Consider the following 15,272-nt stretch of genomic DNA (forward strand, 5'->3'; position numbering starts at 1 on the left):
ATGTAAAAGAAGGAATTTTTAGGAAATAAGCAGAATACCTTTTAGCATAGGCCCTGAATTCAAAGGAGGAGAGCGAAAAATGGAAGTGCTGAAAGTATCTGCACAATCAAATCCTAAATCCGTAGCAGGCGCTCTGGCTGCAGTTTTGCGTGAAAGAGGTACCGCAGAAGTGCAGGCAGTAGGTGCAGGGGCGGTTAATCAGGCTATCAAGGCTATTGCGATTTCACGTGGTTTTGTCGCTCCCAATGGCATTGATTTGATTACCATACCAGCTTTTGCGGAGATTACCATTGACGGGGAAGAACGTACTGCTATTAGATTCATTGTTGAACCCCGTTAATCATGTAACCTAATGTGAAGAAGCCTGTGCATATGCTGCAGGCTTTTTTATATTACTTGTATTACCATACTGCTCGTGGTAAAATTTTGATTGACCTAAATATACAGGTAAGGGTGATTCTTGTGTTGCTGCGCAGACTAGAGGCCTATGGATTTAAATCGTTTGCCGAAAAAACAGAATTAGAGTTTGGCCGAGGAATAACCGCGATTGTCGGTCCAAACGGTAGCGGTAAAAGTAATATCTCTGATGCTATTCGCTGGGCGCTTGGTGAACAGAGTCTTCGTACCTTGCGGGGTACTAAGATGGAAGATGTCATATTTGTAGGAAGCGCTAACCGCAGGCCGTTAGGAGTAGCGGAAGTCTCGCTGGTTTTTGATAACAGTGACGGGAGATTGCCGTTAGACTTCAATGAGGTTACAATCACAAGACGCGTATTTAGATCAGGAGACAGTGAATATTATATCAATAAAACGGCCTGCCGTCTGAAGGATATCCATGACATGCTGGCTGACACCGGGCTTGGGCGTGAGTCGATGACCGTAATAGGGCAAAACAAGGTTGACGAAATATTAAGCAGCAAGCCGGAGGAACGGCGGTTGTTATTTGAAGAAGCAGCCGGTATAACTAAATATAAACAACGTAAACGTGAAGCTTTGCGTAAACTGGATGATACAGAGCAGAATCTCACCAGGGTTAAAGATATTACTGCTGAGTTGGAAAGCCAGCTTGAGCCGTTAAAAGAAAGTGCAGCCAGGACCGACGCTTTTAACAAGCTAAACACGGAGCTGATAGCCTGCCAAGCTACAGTACTGCTGGAACGCTTGGAAAAAGCAGAACGGCTGGTTGCAAGCGCTAATCTGGAGCAAACCCACTTAACTGACCGCAGCATTGCTGCAAATACCCGGTTAGTTTCAGCTGATAACGAAAAAGAGGCATTGTTGCTTAAGATTGCCCAAACTGATGAAAAAATTGTTCACACAGATAAAGAGATTAATGAGGTTGCCACTGAAGTGGAACGGCTTGATAGTCGGGGTGGAATACTGAGTGAACGGATTGAGCAGGGGCGGAAGGCTAAAGCGCGTCTCAATGATGCTGCAATACGGCTTGTGGCTGAGCACGAAGCAGCAGAGGCCAGGTTAGCTGAACTACAGAGCAATCTGGCAACTAAACAACAGCAATTTCTTGTTATTCAACAAGAGATAACTGACAGGAACAACCAGAATGATCAATTTATTGCCGCTATCAGGCAGATTGAGCAGCAAATTGCAGCTGGTCAGGAAGAGTCGTTTGACCATTTACAACAGTCTGTTAACGAACGCAACAACCTGCATATCCATGAGCGTGATTTGGCTGCTTTAGCGGTAAGACAGAATAAGCTTAATGACGAATATACTAATTATATGCAGCAACAGTCTGAGTTTAATGTTAGGAAAATTGAGTTGCAGAACGAAATGAATTCTCTCGCTACTGAGCAACAGGCGTTAAAAAGACAGGTGGCATCTTTGCGGCAGGAGCTAATTCCTTTAGAACATAATTTGAAGAATGTATCAGATGCTGAACAGCAGCTCAGCAGTAGTGTGAATGAGACTTCTTCTCGTCTAAATGTTCTGGCTAGCATGCAGTATGAATTAGAGGGATTTGGACGGGCTATAAAAGGGATATTAAAGAATCAGGATTCCTGGCGTAATGGTATTTGCGGTGCTGTTGCCCAACTGATATCAGTTCCGGATAAATATATTAATGCCATTGAGGTAGCTCTCGGGGGTGCTCAGCAGCATCTTGTTACAGATACCGATCAAACAGCTAAACAGGCTATTAGTTTTTTAAAAATGAAAAATCTGGGTAGGGCAACTTTTCTACCATTAAATACAATCCGATTGTCAAAACCTAGAGAAGCGGAGATATTAGCTGCCAGTCAGTCAGGCGCGCTTGGTTTTGCTGCTGATGTAGTTAGTGTTGATGACCGCTACAGGCCTGTAATTAATTATCTCTTAGGCCGGATAATCATTGCTAAAACAATTGATGATGCACTTAAAATTGCCCGTAGTGGTGGTTTTTCGGCTAGGATTGTAACACTTGATGGTGAAATTGTGAATCCCGGGGGATCACTGACTGGTGGCAGTGTAGGAAGAAAAGACGCAAGCTTTATTTCCAGGAATAATGAAATTGCTGTTCTTAAACAGGGGTTAGCGTCCTTGAAGGAAAAACTACTATTAAATGAACAAGAAAAAACGGCTATAATTACTGCCATTACAGAGATTAATTCTAAACTTACCGGTCTTGAAGGCAAATCTAACGAGGCAGAGCTTCGCCAGGCTGAGTTAACTATTTATATAGATAAGGCTGGAGTTGATGCCGCGAGATGTGAGCTGATGCTTAAAAGTGTAGGTGACGAAATCGCCGATTGCCGGCATGAGCGTGGCCAGTGTCTACAAAGAATTGAGGATAGTAAAGCGGCTATTGTTTTGCTGGAAACACGGGAAATTAGTCATAAGTCTAAGGTTGCCGATTGGCAAAATAAACTTAAGACTGTTAAAGCTGAGCAGCAGGCCTTAAATGAAGCGTTAACCGATGCCAAGATTAAGGTAAGTGTTGTATCCCAGGATATGGCGGCTATCCGTTCTGCCAGTGAGCAATACAAACAGACACATGTCTCCCTGGAAATTGACCTTACCCGACTTAGAACCGAAGAAAACCAGCTTCAGGCTGAGATTGGACAAGCTCAGACTGAACTTGCTTCATTAGCAGAGTGCAAGGAGAAACTGGTGATTACGAAAGGTCAATTAGCAGAAGTCCGGCAGGTGTATTATGCCGTCAAAATGGAATTACTGGTAAATTCACAGCGGTTAGATAAAGAACTAAAAGAGTTACGCCGGCAAAGCAGCGACTTGCAAGCACGTCTTCATGAAATAGATCTTCTTATAACTAAATATAAGTATGAAACAACGAATTGTTACGATCAGCTTACCGGGCAGCTGGCATTAACGATTGAAGAAGCTCACGAGCTAAGAAAACAAGATTCTATTGAGCAGTTATTGCGAATGATCGCGCACGCTGAAAGCCAAATTGCTGAACTTGGGCCAATAAATCCTACGGCTATTGATGAATACAATAAGGTTCAGGAACGCTATAATTTCTTGCAAGAACAATCAACTGATTTAATGCAGGCTAAGGATTACTTGACATCAGTAATTAAAGATATCGATACTACTATGTCACGCCAGTTCAACATAGCGTTTAAAGCGATAAGCCAGTATTTTGGGGAGGTTTTCATTCGATTATTTGGTGGCGGCCGGGCAGAGCTTGTACTTATCGAGCCAGGTAATGTTCTTGAAACCGGAATAGATATTATTGTGCAACCCCCGGGAAAGAAGTTGCAAAATCTGGCACTTTTATCAGGCGGTGAGAGGGCACTTACCGTAATTGCCCTTTTGTTTGCAATTTTGACATACCGACCAGCACCGTTTTGTGTAGTAGATGAGATTGATGCCGCGCTGGATGAAGCTAATGTGCAGCGCTTCAGCGAATTTTTACGGGATTATGCTCAAAGTACCCAATTCATTGTAGTTACTCACCGGAAGGGTACTATGGAGGCAGCTGGTGTATTGCATGGGGTAACAATGGAGGAGTCTGGAATATCCCGGCTGATTTCGGTGAAATTTATGGACAGAGCAGGATAATAAATAAGTCTTTAAATAGTTTGGGGGAATATGGTGATGGGTTTTTTTGATAAATTAAAAGCTGGCCTGGAAAAGACCAGGAAAAGTTTTACTGAAAAAATTGAGCAGTTGGTAATTGGCTATGCTACTATTGATGATGAATTTCTTGATGACTTAGAGGCCCTATTGCTGTCAGCAGATGTTGGTGTACCAACTACTGCCAGATTAATGACAGAAATCCGTAGCGGTATCAAGAGTAAAGAGATTAATTCACCAGATGATCTTCAGCCATTTTTAAAAACTAAAATCAGTGCGATGCTGCTGAGTAAAGCTCAGGCTGAGCCAGTTTTTTACAAGCCGCCAGTCGTTATGTTAATTGTTGGCGTCAATGGTGTTGGCAAAACAACTACAATTGGTAAGTTAGCCAGCTATTATCATGAAGAAGGAAAAAAGGTTCTCATTGCAGCCGCTGATACTTTTCGGGCGGCCGCTATTGATCAGCTGGAAATCTGGGGGCAGCGGACAGGTACTGAAGTGATTAAGCATGCTGAAGGGTCTGATCCGGCAGCGGTAGCCTTTGATGCAGTTCAAGCTGCTAAAGCACGTAAAGTTGATATAGTTATTATTGATACAGCCGGACGCCTGCATACTAAATCAAATTTGATGGAAGAACTGAAGAAGATTAACCGGGTAATCGCTAAAGAAATACCTGATGCGCCGCATGAGACTTTACTGGTGCTTGATGCTACTACCGGTCAAAATGCGATTAACCAAGCAAAATTGTTCGGTGATGCGGTAAGGCTATCTGGTGTAGTATTGACTAAATTAGACGGTACAGCCAAGGGTGGCGTGGTAATTGCTATTAATAATGAGCTTAGTTTACCGGTTAAATGGGTTGGGGTGGGTGAAGGTGTAAACGATCTCCGGCCGTTTGATGCTGCTGAATTTGCCGGTGCTCTATTTGCCGACAAGTAATTTTACTTGACATGCTTTGTTGTTTTAGATATAATCTGTGGTGTAAAGGAATTTACCTTGTCACTTAAGCAGGTGAATGTATGGATCGTATGCTAAATAAAGTGTTGCGAGTAGGGCAGCTTTACGACTTTTATAACGCGCTTTTAACTGATAAACAGCGGGACTGCCTGAATATGCATTATTTGCAAGACTTATCGCTGGCCGAAATCGCTGATGAATTCGGTGTATCGCGTCAAGCCGTGCATGATATTCTGCGAAGGGCTGAACAAATGTTAGAGGAATATGAAGAAAAACTTGGACTGGCTGCCCGGTATAGCGATGAGCGCAAGCTGATTGCTGAGGTTGTCAGCAGTTTGGGACATTTACCGCTTACTATAAGGAATATGCCTGAGCTGAGTCAGGCTCTAATTAAGTTAAATTTGTTGTTAGAAGACACCCGGGAGGTGTGACATATATATGGTTTTTGAAAGTTTGGCCGATAAGCTGCAGCAGACGTTTAAGAAGTTGCGTGGCAGAGGTAAACTGTCGGAAAGTGATGTTACTGATGCTCTCAAAGAGGTACGGATGGCTCTCTTGGAGGCTGACGTTAACTTCAAAGTAGTAAAAGACTTAGTGGCTAAAATTAAAGAACGGGCCATAGGTCAAGAGGTGCTTGACAGCCTAACACCTGCCCAGCATGTTATAAAGATTGTAAACGAAGAACTTACCAACCTGATGGGCGGGACGCAAAGCCGTATTGCTATCGCCTCCCGGCCGCCGACAGTCATTATGCTTGTTGGTTTGCAGGGGGCTGGTAAGACCACTACAGCCGGAAAACTGGCTCATCTGTTAAAACGCCAGGGCAAACGGCCGCTCATGGTTGCTGCCGATATTTATCGCCCTGCTGCGATAAAACAGTTGGAGGTTTTAGGCGAAAAGCTTGAAATCCCCGTGTTCACTATGGGACAGGAGAATCCGGTCAACATTGCCAAGAAAGCCGTTGACCAGGCGCTGATGATGGCCCGAGACATAGTGATTATTGATACTGCCGGACGGCTGCATATTAATGAAGAACTCATGAATGAGCTTAAATCAATAAAGCAGACTGTCAAGCCTCACGAAATCTTGCTGGTTGTGGATGCTATGACTGGCCAGGATGCTGTTAATGTTGCTGAGTCCTTTAACAACGATCTTGGGCTTGATGGTGTTATCCTGACGAAGCTTGACGGTGACGCCCGTGGCGGTGCTGCGCTTTCTATCAAAGCTGTTACCGGGCAACCGATCAAGTTTGCCGGTATGGGCGAAAAGCTTGATGCGTTGGAGCCCTTTCATCCTGACCGTATGGCTTCGCGCATTCTGGGCATGGGTGATGTACTCAGTTTTATTGAAAAGGCTGAGTCTGCCATAAATTTAGAAAAAGCTCAGGAAATGCAGAAGAAACTGCGCAAAGAGGAGTTTACATTAGATGACTTCCTGGAGCAGATTGAACAGGTTCGCAAATTGGGACCGCTTGATCAGATTCTGGGGATGATCCCTGGGATGGGCAAGCTGAAACAGCTTCAGGGCATGGACATTGATGATAAAGAAGTAAAGCATATTATTGCTATTATCCGCTCAATGACGGCAAAGGAGCGGCGGGATCCATCAATTATTAACGGCAACCGGCGTAAACGCATTGCTCTTGGCAGCGGTACACGGGTTCAAGATGTTAACAGACTGCTAAAACAATTTGGTGAAGCCAAAAAGATGATGAAGCGCATCCAGGAAATGCAAAAAAGCGGAAAAAAGCCAAGCTTTAAACTTCCCTTTATGCCTTAGCCATCTTAAATATAAATTTGGATATTTTGTGAAGGAGGTGACTTATAATGGCAGTTAAAATCCGTTTAAAACGTATGGGCGCTAAGAAACGTCCTTTCTACCGTATAGTAGTGGCTGATTCCCGTTCACCGCGGGACGGACGCTTTATTGAAAATCTGGGACATTACGACTCTACAACTGAACCGGCAGTAATCAAGATTGACGAAGAAAAAGCCCTTGAATGGTTACAAAAAGGCGCTCAACCTACTGATACTGTTAAGAATCTGTTCAGCAAAACAGGCGTCCTGAAAAAATGGGATGAAGTAAAGCGTACTAAGAAAGAAGCGTAGAAACGAGGCGTGATAACTACATGAAGGAATTAGTCGAAGTTATCGCCAAAGCATTAGTGAAAAACCCGGAACAAGTCAATGTTAATGAGACAACCGATAATTCGGGGACAGTCTATGAACTGCATGTGGCCCCTGAAGATATGGGGAAGATAATTGGCAAGCAAGGTCGTATTGCCAAGGCTATCCGCACTGTAGTCAAAGCTGCCGCCACCCGGGAAAACAAACGAGTAATGGTGGAAATATTATAATAAGCTATTAATCTGAACCAAAGGGGTGGAATAAATGGCTAGCATTGAGAGCTTGACGATTAAATGTCCGGTGACCATTAAAGCTAAAGTTACAGAAGACCTCAAAGCGCACTTGGCGGCCGAAATTCAGGAAGCCATAAAGAAAGCAGATCTAGAACTCCAGCAGATTGAGTTTCATGCCAAGCGCATGATGACTGAGCAGGCAAAACAAGATGCACAAGGGCTTGTTGGCCTTCGTCAGCAGATTGATGCTGAACGTCAAAAACGCTTTGAATTTAAAAATCATATGTTGGAAAAGCTAAAAGAAACAGCACAACTGGAAATCGGTGCAGAGATAGTTCAGGGGACTATGGATAGAGTCGTTGCAGTAAGCATTGGTGATGACCTGCATAAACTGATGGCAACTGAGATTCTGCTGGAAGACGGCAAAATCGTTGCTTTCCGTAGCTAGTATGTCTGAAACTGATCTGATAACCATCGGTAAAATTGTTGCCCCGCACGGTGTGCGGGGTGACGTTCGTATATTCCCGCTTACTGATTTCCCTGAGCGTTTCCATGAACTTAAAACAGTATATGTTGACGATGTAGGTCAATTGAAACTTGAGTCAGCACGGCCCCACAAAAAGTTTATCTTACTTAAGTTTACCGGCATTGATACCATGAATGAAGCAGCGCCTTTGAGCAGTAAGCTGATTAAAATTAGGCGTGAAGATGTAGTTAAACTGCCTGAAGGCCAATATTATATTTTCGATATTATTGGTCTTAATGTATTCAACGAACAAGGCGAACTGCTGGGAGTTATAACCGATGTGCTGCAGCCAGGCAGCAATGACGTGTATGTCGTTGAGCAACAAGACAAGAAGGAACTATTGATTCCGGCAATAAAAGATGTAGTAAAGCAGATTGATATTGCCGGGAAGAAGATGCTGGTAAAACTTCAGGAAGAAATGGATTAACGAGGACGTTTATGCGTATTGACATTATTTCGTTGTTTCCCGAGATGTTTACCGGTCCACTAGGCCATAGTATTCTAAAACGGGCCCAGGCTAGCGGGCTTATCTCTGTACATGTGACCAATCCCAGAGACTTTACTTACGACAAACATCGTATTGTTGATGATTCTCCCTTTGGGGGTGGCTCAGGTATGGTTATGAAGCCTGAGCCAATATTTCGTGCTGTGGAAAGTGTCGTTAATGCAAGTGATACTACAAGCAAACGGGTAATACTAATGTGTCCAGGCGGCCAGGCTTTTGACCAGGCTAAAGCCCGGGAGCTTGCCGGCTATGAGCAGCTTATCTTTGTTTGCGGTCATTATGAAGGCATTGACGCAAGGATACGCCAGCATGTAGTTGATGAAGCTATTTCAATTGGTGATTATGTATTAACGGGCGGTGAACTCCCTGCAATGGTAATTACTGATGCGGTAGCACGTATGATTCCCGGAGTGCTTGGTGCTGATGATGGCGCGCAGCACGACTCATTTTATAACGGACTGCTGGAATATCCGCAATATACGCGTCCACGTGAGTTTAACGGCTGGGAAGTCCCCGAGATATTGCTTTCAGGTGACCATGCTAAAATTGAAAAATGGCGGCGCAAGGAATCGCTCAGGGCTACGCTTGAGCGTCGGCCTGATTTGTTAAATAACGTAGAGCTTAGTCCTCTTGATCATAAACTTTTGCAGGAAATAAAGTCTGAGTAGGTCGGAGGCTGAATATGGCAGTGTCTGTATATTTAGGTTTAGTGCATTACCCTATTTATAATAAAAATAATGAGATAGTTACGACTGCTATTACTAATTTTGATATCCATGATATTGCCCGTACGGCTCGAACATATGACTTGCTGAAATATTTCATTATCCATCCACTGGATAGCCAGAAGGCATTAGCAGAAGAAATCATCAACTATTGGCAAGAAGGCTATGGTGGACAGTATAATCCTGACCGTAAAGAGGCATTAAGCATAGTGGAAGTTATTCCTGATATTGCTGCGGCAGTCGATTATATAACGGCTAAGGAAGGCGCAAAGCCGCTGGTTGTTACTACCGATGCCCGTAAGTATACCAATACGGTTTCGTACGGTAGACTTCGGCAGGAAATAAGTGACACTGGCAGACCGTGCCTACTCTTGTTTGGCACTGGTTGGGGCATGGAGAATTCAGTAATGCAGCAGTTTGATTATATACTGGAACCTATTTATGGCCCGGGAAGCTACAATCACCTTCCTGTTCGTGCGGCGGTTGCGATCATTCTTGACCGTCTGTTGGGCGAATTATGGTGGAAAAATGATTAAATCAGTATTTTAGTTTGAGTTCCCGGGTAAAATGTGGTATACTATTTTTTGTGTAATACGGACGGTCCTCTGCAAATGGTATGAACGTCTGATATAAGGAGGAAATTAAGTGAATATTATTCAGATTTTGGAACAAGAACAACTACGGCAGGATATCCCGTCCTTTAAACCAGGTGACACTGTGCGGGTGCATGTAAAGGTTGTTGAAGGAACTCGTGAACGTATTCAGGTTTTTGAAGGCGTGGTAATTAATCGTCAGGGTAGCGGTGTACGCGAGACTTTTACTGTAAGACGTGTTTCGTACAACATCGGAGTAGAGCGTACCTTCCCGGTACATTCTCCGCGTATTGATAAAATTGAAGTAATGCGTCGTGGCATTGTTCGTAGAGCTAAGCTTTACTATCTGCGCAACCTCACCGGTAAGGCCGCCCGTATTAGGGAAAAACGCTAAAAGCAAATGTGTTCAGGGACTGATTTCAGTCCCTTTTCTTCATATCCACACAGGGTGAAGTGAAGGCATCTCTATGCTGAAAGGAGGAAGGCTGTGAGTAATACCAACTTAGGTGAAGAAGTAAAAGACTGGATAATATCTATTCTCATAGCCATAGTTCTGGCATTTTTTATCCGGTATTTTATTGTGGAATTATATATGGTCGAGGGGCCGTCAATGCGGCCAACGCTCGTAAACGGCGAACGACTCATTGTAAATAAATTCATTTACCGGTTTAAGACTCCTGAACGGGGTGAAGTGTTAGTATTTCGTTATCCACGTGACCCCAGTCGCGATTTTATAAAACGGGTAATTGCGGTAGCCGGGGATACTGTTGAGATTAAAGACGGAAGAGTTTTTCTTAATGGACAGCTTTTGAATGAGTCATATATATTAGAACGTACCCGGGGCTCTTATCCTGCGGCCACAGTTCCCGAAGGACACATCTATGTAATGGGCGACAACCGCAACAACTCTGAAGATAGTCGTTTTAAAGATGTGGGTTTTGTGCCGCTGGAGTTAATTAAAGGTAAAGCCGTTACAGTTTTTTGGCCGATTGACCACATAAAAACATTGCCGTAGCTATACACTATAGTATTCGGTTTCTTAGGTAAGGAGTGTGACTTAATGCACATTCACTGGTTTCCTGGTCATATGGCCAAAGCCCAGCGTATGATTCGTGAACAGTTAAGTCTTATTGATGTTGTAATTGAACTATTAGACGCGCGTATTCCTGTAAGCAGTGCTAATCCGATTATAGCCGAGCTTGTAGGAACTAAGCCCAGGGTAGTAGCGCTTAATAAATCAGACTTAGCCGAGTCGGCGCGTACGACCGAGTGGATTCACCATTTCAGGGGCATGGGGTTTACTACAGTCCCTTTAGATGCTGCCAGCGGCAAAGGTTCTAAAGAATTAGTAAACAAGGTTGAACAAGAGGCCAGCGAGAAGATCGCCAAGCTTACGGCTAAAGGTATAAAAGGCCGAGCCGTGCGGGCAATGATTCTGGGGATTCCCAATGTGGGGAAATCTTCGCTTATTAATCGGCTGTTAGGTACCGCAACTGCTAAAACCGGGGATCGGCCTGGAGTAACGCGCGGGCAGCAGTGGCTCAAGGTAGGTAAGAACCTTGAGTTATTAGATACTCCCGGAGTATTGTGGCCGAGGATGGACGATCAGGAAGTCGCCTTTAAATTAGCTGTGACAGGTGCAATTAAAGACGATATCTATGATATGGAGAAGGTTATTCTAAAACTTTTAGAAATACTCAGAGGAAACTATGCTGAACGGCTGTGTGAACGCTATAAGCTGAGTGAAACCCAGTTGCCGGAAGAATCATCCGAGATCTTAGCACTAATTGGGGCTAAGCGGGGTTGTCTGAAGGTTGGCGGGGTCGTAGATCATGAAAAGGTCAGAAGAATTATTCTGACTGATTTCCGTTCAGGCAAGCTTGGTCAATTTACGCTGGATCACCCTGACCAGCCTGCAGATGGCAACTTTGACCCGGTATTAAAAGATGAGCGACATTTTTAACACAAAGTCATAAAATGAACGGCTAACGATTTGTGGCCGTTCTATTATTTTGTTGAAATGGCAGGATTACTTAAGTTTATCAAGAATATTAACAGCATCTTCACTTGGGGGTAGTATTTTGGATACAACACAGATGACAGTGGCGCAGATTACAACGCTATTAGCGCAGCAAGACCTTTCACTACATATAACAAATAGTCTTAAAACAGATGCACGTCTTTCGGTAAAACGCCTTATAGATAGGTGGGAGGTTCGCCGACAGGCTGCTCAGTTAGAGCGGAAGCGGATTCAGGCACTATATGAATATGAACATCAACTAAAAACAGAAGGTTATTCTATGGTTGCAGGTATTGACGAAGCCGGCAGGGGGCCGCTGGCAGGCCCTGTCCTTGTAGCTGCTGTTATGTTGCCGCTTGATTGTTATTTGCCTGGCTTAAATGATTCGAAAAAGCTTACAGCCGCACAACGTGAGAAGTTATACCAAGAAATTAAGGATGCTGCTATTGCCGTCAGTTCGTGTATAGTCAGCGTTCAAACAATTGATGAGATTAATATTTACCAAGCGACAGTAAGTGGCATGTACAGCGCGGCCTCAGGATTGTCGCCGGCGCCACAGGCAATACTTATTGATGCTGTACCTTTACCTAATCTTGTTGTTCCTCATAAAGCCATTATTGGTGGTGATCAGGTGAGTGCTTCCATTGCTGCAGCATCAATTATTGCTAAAGTGGAACGGGATCAACTAATGAATGAACTGGACTACCAATACCCAATGTACGGATTTGGCCGCCACAAAGGGTATGGTACCCAGGAACACATGGACGCACTGGCAAAATACGGACCATGTCCTCACCACCGGCGGAGCTTTGCTCCGGTTAGAATTGCTGAAGCAATGGACCGATAGGACGAATGTTAGTTATTTTATATAGCCCTGTCTTAGGCTTGTCTAAGGCAGGGCTATATAAGTGAAAACGGTAGCTTATAGCCACCGTTTTCAAAATGGAAAGTGAATTATATAGGACGATTACCGCCACAACCACCACCGCAATTTTTTTCATTAAGGAGTTGCTTTTTAAGGCTAAACTCTTTAGCGAATTCAAGGTTTTTATTATCCTTTTCATTACGGCGTTGCTTGTTATTAGGGTTTTCGTTTCTCATATTATCACCCCCGATGATTATGTTGCCCCAATTAAAAATTTTGATAGCTGGTAATTTAAAATTATAGAGGTGACTGTAATTAAGATAAAGCCAGCATCATATCTAAACTGCAATTTGGTACCAGCTAAAGGGAGATTCGGGCTGTGGGAGGGGCGGCAGTTAGTCAGCCTTTTCCCTATCTTCCTGTAGCTGCTTCAAGGTGTCTATATATGCTCCGTCACCGGGTTCTGTTTCCGGTACAATTGGCTTAAGGACCGTTTCCCCGACGGCTTTTTTTACTGTTTTGTCCACGAATATCACCTCCGGTATTAGCTTCCCCATGTTAGAGTTGGACATACATGCGGTGTCATTCAGATGTCCGCACCATTGATAAGGGAAAAACAAAAGTCAGGTCCGTTTTGCGTACCTGACAGTAACTATACACTTACTATGGGGATATGTTATTCTGATTCTTCCTGTTCTAATTTAAAGTCATTTTTGTAAGCTAGCGGCACAGTTTGAACTGCTAAAAAATATGCGTCAATGTAAGTGGCGCCAGTGACTAACTTCCCGGTAGGTTCACCATTTATGATGATACGGAAGGTTGGCATAAGAAACAACCCCCTTTCATTGTTATTTTAGTTGATAAACATACTTTTATGCAAGTTTTTTTTGAAAGTAGTACAGGCAGAATAGACAAGGACCACATTTTACTAGCAGGATTCTACAAATAGCTGCCTAATGTTACATTAAGGAGGCGATATTATGGTATTTATCCGGGATTGGCTTTACAAGAGGTCAAATACGGTAAAGCCGTGGCCTTTGTGGTTTAGGTTGGTATTTTGGACAATAGTATTAGGTGTAATTGTTGACTGGATATTGTAATAATTAAGGATTCATAAAAGACGAGAGGCAGGTTCGGCAGGACCTGTCTCTCTGTATAAATGCCAAACTGCTTTAGTGTTATAAAGAATAGCTCCAGATGCAGTAGTCCTTGGTAGGTACTATTTACAGGAGCTTCTGACGAGTCCAGGAGCAATATGCAGGGTTTGCTGGGAGAAGGTGGAATGATATATGGAGAAAAGGATAATATAACTGAAAGGATAGGGATGATCTTGATACGAATTGGAGTAATTGGACAATCCGGTGAAATCCCGGAAGCAACATGTATATTAGCTGAGGAAATTGGAAAGGAAATTGCTTTACATGGCGCAATCCTGCTTACTGGTGGAACGAGTGGGGTAATGGGGGCTGTCTCTCGTGGGGCAAAGCAAGCAAATGGATTGGTTGTTGGCATTCTCCCTGGTGACACCTTGGAGGTAGCAAATGAGTATATTGATATTCCTATTACTACAGGCTTAAGTTTTGATTATAGAAGTCTGATATTAGTACATTCTTCTGATGTAATAATCATGATTGCAGGCGGCAATGGTACACTGGGCGAGTTATCTGCGGCATACTTAAACCGTAAGCCTGTCGTAATTGTCGAAGCTTCTGGTGGCTGGGCTGCAAGAGTTCGCGAGATGGCCTATGACGGTTCCTATCTTGATGAAAGAAAGTGGGTCAAGCTTGACTATGCCGATACGGCTAAGGAGGCAGTAGATATTGCGATGAGCCGGACATACAAGCAAGAAGTACCAGTACGTAGTGTGGTAATTAAGGTTGATAATGAGTAGGCATCGTTTTGGACAGCGAAAACAGCCGTTTCCTGTTCCGAGAATTAGAGTGTTCAGTGTTATGCAGGTTGCTTGACCGGTAGTTTACTGATTTAATGCTAAGGGTGAACCTACATTGACAAATCCAATATAGGTATGCTATTGTAATTTAACAAAGGCGTTTTAGGACATATTAGTCTATAGAACGGCTTTTTCTTTTAACGTAAAACGATGATTAATTGATGCAAAAGTTTTGGTAACCGGGATAAGAAGGAGAGTAATTAATATGAAAAAGTCATCGTCAGAATCGCGTTTAGTAATCAGTGAGGTTATGATGCCTAGCCAAGCTAATGTTGCGGGCAATATCCATGGTGGGGAGATTATGAAATTAATGGATTCAACCGCATATGCTGCTGCGAGACGATATGCCCGTTCAAATGTTGTTACAGCACGAGTGGATGAGCTAGAATTTCATTTGCCGATATTTATTGGGGATTTGGTTATATGTACAGGTCAAGTGGTTTTTGCCGGTAAATCTTCAATGGAAGTCGCTGTGACAGTGGAAGTTGAAGATTTAGAGTGCGAAGGTCGGAAAAGGGCATTATCCGCATTTTTTACTATGGTTTCACTTGATAAAAAGGGGAGACCCAATATTGTTCCTGAACTTATTTTAGATACTTCGGAAGAAAAAACTGCCTTTGAAGAAGGAAAACGCAGATATGAAGCCTATAAAACAAAAAAACAACCATAAGTCTACAGTTGCGATTTAACCTTGTATGTAGAAATTGGACACGGGCTATAATATTAACGTTTTGTG

The 15,272-nt window shown here is 43.4% G+C and carries 20 protein-coding genes; 17 read left to right on the plus strand and 3 right to left on the minus strand.

All coding sequences use genetic code 11. The annotated features are described in order from the left end of the window. The first annotated feature begins 79 nt into the window (after window positions 1-79). The 15 genes from VN379_RS02525 to VN379_RS02595 all read left to right on the plus strand — a co-directional run bounded on the left by VN379_RS02525 (window position 80) and on the right by VN379_RS02595 (window position 12,567). Complete coding sequence (locus VN379_RS02525) at window positions 80-340, plus strand: stage V sporulation protein S (RefSeq protein ID WP_325524754.1); 261 nt, start codon at window positions 80-82, stop codon at window positions 338-340. 122 nt (window positions 341-462) lie between these two features. Further along, window positions 463-4,020, plus strand: coding sequence for a chromosome segregation protein SMC (gene smc, locus VN379_RS02530; protein ID WP_325530468.1), 3,558 nt, complete (start codon window positions 463-465; stop codon window positions 4,018-4,020). A 36-nt stretch (window positions 4,021-4,056) separates the two neighbouring features. Further along, window positions 4,057-4,974 carry a signal recognition particle-docking protein FtsY gene (gene ftsY / locus VN379_RS02535; RefSeq protein WP_325530470.1) on the plus strand — a complete coding sequence of 306 codons (918 nt, stop codon included), beginning with the start codon at window positions 4,057-4,059 and terminating at the stop codon, window positions 4,972-4,974. 80 nt (window positions 4,975-5,054) lie between these two features. Continuing rightward, on the plus strand, window positions 5,055-5,423 hold the full coding sequence (ylxM, locus tag VN379_RS02540; protein ID WP_325530472.1) for a YlxM family DNA-binding protein: 369 nt from the start codon (window positions 5,055-5,057) through the stop codon (window positions 5,421-5,423). 7 nt (window positions 5,424-5,430) lie between these two features. Beyond that, complete coding sequence (ffh, locus tag VN379_RS02545; RefSeq protein ID WP_325530474.1) at window positions 5,431-6,771, plus strand: signal recognition particle protein; 1,341 nt, start codon at window positions 5,431-5,433, stop codon at window positions 6,769-6,771. Window positions 6,772-6,818: 47 nt separating this feature from the next. Beyond that, a complete protein-coding gene (gene rpsP, locus VN379_RS02550) occupies window positions 6,819-7,100 on the plus strand; it encodes a 30S ribosomal protein S16 (protein WP_325530476.1) in 282 nt (93 codons plus the stop codon). A gap of 20 nt (window positions 7,101-7,120) precedes the next feature. Then, the gene (locus VN379_RS02555) at window positions 7,121-7,348 is read left to right on the plus strand and encodes a KH domain-containing protein (RefSeq protein ID WP_144350048.1); all 228 of its coding nucleotides are present in this window, start codon (window positions 7,121-7,123) and stop codon (window positions 7,346-7,348) included. A 34-nt stretch (window positions 7,349-7,382) separates the two neighbouring features. After that, window positions 7,383-7,799: a YlqD family protein gene (locus VN379_RS02560; RefSeq protein ID WP_325530479.1), complete on the plus strand. Its 417-nt coding sequence runs from the start codon at window positions 7,383-7,385 to the stop codon at window positions 7,797-7,799. 1 nt (window position 7,800) lies between these two features. Beyond that, on the plus strand, window positions 7,801-8,304 hold the full coding sequence (rimM, locus tag VN379_RS02565; protein ID WP_325530480.1) for a ribosome maturation factor RimM: 504 nt from the start codon (window positions 7,801-7,803) through the stop codon (window positions 8,302-8,304). 11 nt (window positions 8,305-8,315) lie between these two features. Beyond that, window positions 8,316-9,050 (plus strand): tRNA (guanosine(37)-N1)-methyltransferase TrmD, encoded by a 735-nt coding sequence (gene trmD / locus VN379_RS02570; protein ID WP_325530481.1) that lies wholly within the window; start codon window positions 8,316-8,318, stop codon window positions 9,048-9,050. Window positions 9,051-9,064: 14 nt separating this feature from the next. Further along, window positions 9,065-9,643 (plus strand): RNA methyltransferase, encoded by a 579-nt coding sequence (locus VN379_RS02575; protein WP_325530482.1) that lies wholly within the window; start codon window positions 9,065-9,067, stop codon window positions 9,641-9,643. A gap of 109 nt (window positions 9,644-9,752) precedes the next feature. Further along, window positions 9,753-10,094, plus strand: a complete 342-nt coding sequence (gene rplS / locus VN379_RS02580; protein ID WP_325530484.1) for a 50S ribosomal protein L19 — start codon at window positions 9,753-9,755, stop codon at window positions 10,092-10,094. Between the two features lie 93 nt (window positions 10,095-10,187). Next, window positions 10,188-10,715 (plus strand): signal peptidase I, encoded by a 528-nt coding sequence (gene lepB / locus VN379_RS02585; RefSeq protein WP_325530486.1) that lies wholly within the window; start codon window positions 10,188-10,190, stop codon window positions 10,713-10,715. 45 nt (window positions 10,716-10,760) lie between these two features. After that, entirely contained in the window at window positions 10,761-11,663 is a 903-nt protein-coding gene (gene ylqF, locus VN379_RS02590; RefSeq protein WP_325530488.1) for a ribosome biogenesis GTPase YlqF, read from the plus strand. 118 nt (window positions 11,664-11,781) lie between these two features. Further along, the gene (locus tag VN379_RS02595; protein WP_325530490.1) at window positions 11,782-12,567 is read left to right on the plus strand and encodes a ribonuclease HII; all 786 of its coding nucleotides are present in this window, start codon (window positions 11,782-11,784) and stop codon (window positions 12,565-12,567) included. Between the two features lie 107 nt (window positions 12,568-12,674). Here VN379_RS02595 and VN379_RS02600 read toward each other — a convergent pair whose 3' ends face one another. The 3 genes from VN379_RS02600 to VN379_RS02610 form a co-directional block, all read right to left on the minus strand. Beyond that, on the minus strand, window positions 12,675-12,821 hold the full coding sequence (locus VN379_RS02600) for a hypothetical protein (RefSeq protein ID WP_325530492.1): 147 nt from the start codon (window positions 12,819-12,821) through the stop codon (window positions 12,675-12,677). A gap of 159 nt (window positions 12,822-12,980) precedes the next feature. Further along, window positions 12,981-13,112 carry a hypothetical protein gene (locus VN379_RS02605; RefSeq protein ID WP_325530494.1) on the minus strand — a complete coding sequence of 44 codons (132 nt, stop codon included), beginning with the start codon at window positions 13,110-13,112 and terminating at the stop codon, window positions 12,981-12,983. A gap of 149 nt (window positions 13,113-13,261) precedes the next feature. Beyond that, window positions 13,262-13,411 carry a hypothetical protein gene (locus VN379_RS02610; protein WP_325530496.1) on the minus strand — a complete coding sequence of 50 codons (150 nt, stop codon included), beginning with the start codon at window positions 13,409-13,411 and terminating at the stop codon, window positions 13,262-13,264. A gap of 456 nt (window positions 13,412-13,867) precedes the next feature. Between VN379_RS02610 and VN379_RS02615 the strand changes: the two genes are divergently transcribed. Both VN379_RS02615 and VN379_RS02620 read left to right on the plus strand, forming a co-directional pair. After that, on the plus strand, window positions 13,868-14,476 hold the full coding sequence (locus tag VN379_RS02615; RefSeq protein WP_325530498.1) for a TIGR00725 family protein: 609 nt from the start codon (window positions 13,868-13,870) through the stop codon (window positions 14,474-14,476). A 265-nt stretch (window positions 14,477-14,741) separates the two neighbouring features. Continuing rightward, complete coding sequence (locus VN379_RS02620; RefSeq protein ID WP_325530500.1) at window positions 14,742-15,206, plus strand: acyl-CoA thioesterase; 465 nt, start codon at window positions 14,742-14,744, stop codon at window positions 15,204-15,206. Window positions 15,207-15,272 lie beyond the last annotated feature (66 nt).

It is taken from the genome of Sporomusa sp., from assembly GCF_035561255.1.
GTDB lineage: Bacteria > Bacillota > Negativicutes > Sporomusales > Sporomusaceae > Sporomusa.

Excerpts from the sequence above, each read along its gene's own strand:
- VN379_RS02555 (WP_144350048.1), top strand. The coding sequence starts at position 7,121 with ATGAAGGAATTAGTCGAAGTTATCGCCAAAGCATTAGTGAAAAACCCG.
- ylxM (WP_325530472.1), top strand. The coding sequence starts at position 5,055 with ATGGATCGTATGCTAAATAAAGTGTTGCGAGTAGGGCAGCTTTACGAC.
- VN379_RS02525 (WP_325524754.1), top strand. The coding sequence starts at position 80 with ATGGAAGTGCTGAAAGTATCTGCACAATCAAATCCTAAATCCGTAGCA.
- ffh (WP_325530474.1), top strand. The coding sequence starts at position 5,431 with ATGGTTTTTGAAAGTTTGGCCGATAAGCTGCAGCAGACGTTTAAGAAG.
- VN379_RS02560 (WP_325530479.1), top strand. The coding sequence starts at position 7,383 with ATGGCTAGCATTGAGAGCTTGACGATTAAATGTCCGGTGACCATTAAA.
- ftsY (WP_325530470.1), top strand. The coding sequence starts at position 4,057 with ATGGGTTTTTTTGATAAATTAAAAGCTGGCCTGGAAAAGACCAGGAAA.
- trmD (WP_325530481.1), top strand. The coding sequence starts at position 8,316 with ATGCGTATTGACATTATTTCGTTGTTTCCCGAGATGTTTACCGGTCCA.
- rpsP (WP_325530476.1), top strand. The coding sequence starts at position 6,819 with ATGGCAGTTAAAATCCGTTTAAAACGTATGGGCGCTAAGAAACGTCCT.
- VN379_RS02600 (WP_325530492.1), bottom strand. The coding sequence starts at position 12,821 with ATGAGAAACGAAAACCCTAATAACAAGCAACGCCGTAATGAAAAGGAT.
- ylqF (WP_325530488.1), top strand. The coding sequence starts at position 10,761 with ATGCACATTCACTGGTTTCCTGGTCATATGGCCAAAGCCCAGCGTATG.
- rimM (WP_325530480.1), top strand. The coding sequence starts at position 7,801 with ATGTCTGAAACTGATCTGATAACCATCGGTAAAATTGTTGCCCCGCAC.
- VN379_RS02610 (WP_325530496.1), bottom strand. The coding sequence starts at position 13,411 with ATGCCAACCTTCCGTATCATCATAAATGGTGAACCTACCGGGAAGTTA.
- VN379_RS02575 (WP_325530482.1), top strand. The coding sequence starts at position 9,065 with ATGGCAGTGTCTGTATATTTAGGTTTAGTGCATTACCCTATTTATAAT.
- VN379_RS02615 (WP_325530498.1), top strand. The coding sequence starts at position 13,868 with ATGATATATGGAGAAAAGGATAATATAACTGAAAGGATAGGGATGATC.
- VN379_RS02620 (WP_325530500.1), top strand. The coding sequence starts at position 14,742 with ATGAAAAAGTCATCGTCAGAATCGCGTTTAGTAATCAGTGAGGTTATG.